Origin of the sequence: Burkholderia sp. Ac-20392 (assembly GCF_017104585.1) — a bacterium.
GTDB classification, from domain to species: Bacteria; Pseudomonadota; Gammaproteobacteria; order Burkholderiales; family Burkholderiaceae; genus Burkholderia; species Burkholderia lata.
The window spans coordinates 1-1,111 of record NZ_JAAGPB010000960.1 but is presented as its reverse complement, the minus strand read 5'-3'; the positions used below and the strand labels follow the sequence as shown (position 1 = coordinate 1,111).

Genomic DNA, 1,111 nt, shown 5'->3' with positions numbered 1-1,111 from the left:
AAGCCGGCGGCGACACCAGCGGAAACGCCAGCCGCCGCACCGGCCGCAGACGACGCCGAAGCGAAGAAGCGCGCGATCATCGCCGCCGCGCTCGAGCGGGCGCGCAAGAAGAAGGAAGAGCTGTCCGGGCAAGACACCGGGCCGAAGAACACCGAAGGCGTGAGCGCGGCCGTCCAGGCGCAGATCGACGCGGCCGAGGCGCGCCGCAAACGGCTCGCCGAACAGCAGGCCCAACGCGACGCCGACGCGGCGGCCGCGACCGGCAACGACGAAGAGAACGACGCAGGCAACGACGGCCCGGGTGGCCCGTCCGCACCGCCCGACCAGAACGCTCCATGAACGCCAGCAAACGACGCGCGATCTACGAAACGCTGCAGAGCCTCAATCCGCATCCGACCACCGAGCTCGAATACTCGACGCCGTTCGAGCTGCTGATCGCCGTGATGCTGTCCGCGCAGGCGACCGACGTATCGGTCAACAAGGCGATGCGGAAGATGTTTCCGGTCGCGAACACCCCGCGACAAATCGTCGCACTCGGCGAAGAAGGCGTCACCGAGTACATCAAGACGATCGGCCTGTACCGGACCAAGGCGAAGAACGTGGTCGCGACGTGCCGGATCCTGCTGGACCGCTACGACGGCGAGGTGCCGGCCGATCGCGAAGCGCTCGAAGGGCTGCCGGGCGTCGGCCGCAAGACCGCGAACGTCGTGCTGAACACCGCGTTCGGCCAGCCGACGATTGCGGTCGACACGCATATCTTCCGTGTCGCGAACCGCACCGGGCTCGCGCCGGGCAAGGACGTGCGCGCCGTCGAGGCCGCGCTCGAGAAGTTCACGCCGAAGGAATTCCTGCAGGACGCGCATCACTGGCTGATCCTGCACGGGCGCTACGTGTGCAAGGCCCGCAAGCCCGAATGCTGGCACTGCGCGATCGAGCCGCTGTGCGAATTCAGGCCGAAGACGCCGCCGCCCAACGAGTGACGCGCAACCGCGGCTGACGTGCTGCAGGCCGCCCGGCGCCATGCAGCCGGACGCACGATGCCCGCCGCATCGGCCGTTGTTCGACCGGCAAGCCGCCACCGCAACCGCGACAGCGCGTAGCCACCCGCGCA

At 68.9% G+C, this 1,111-nt stretch carries 1 protein-coding gene and 1 pseudogene; both read left to right on the top strand.

Annotated elements, in window-relative coordinates:
• Positions 1-339: pseudogene (locus G3N99_RS40075) on the top strand (electron transport complex subunit RsxB); the annotation flags it as partial.
• Entirely contained in the window at positions 336-980 is a 645-nt protein-coding gene (nth, locus tag G3N99_RS40070) for an endonuclease III (RefSeq protein WP_042976184.1), read from the top strand. The pseudogene G3N99_RS40075 and the gene nth, both read left to right, overlap by 4 nt.
• The last annotated feature ends 131 nt before the right edge of the window (positions 981-1,111 follow it).

Bases quoted from the DNA above. Each gene is read 5' to 3' on its own strand.
- nth (WP_042976184.1), top strand. From the start codon at position 336: ATGAACGCCAGCAAACGACGCGCGATCTACGAAACGCTGCAGAGCCTC.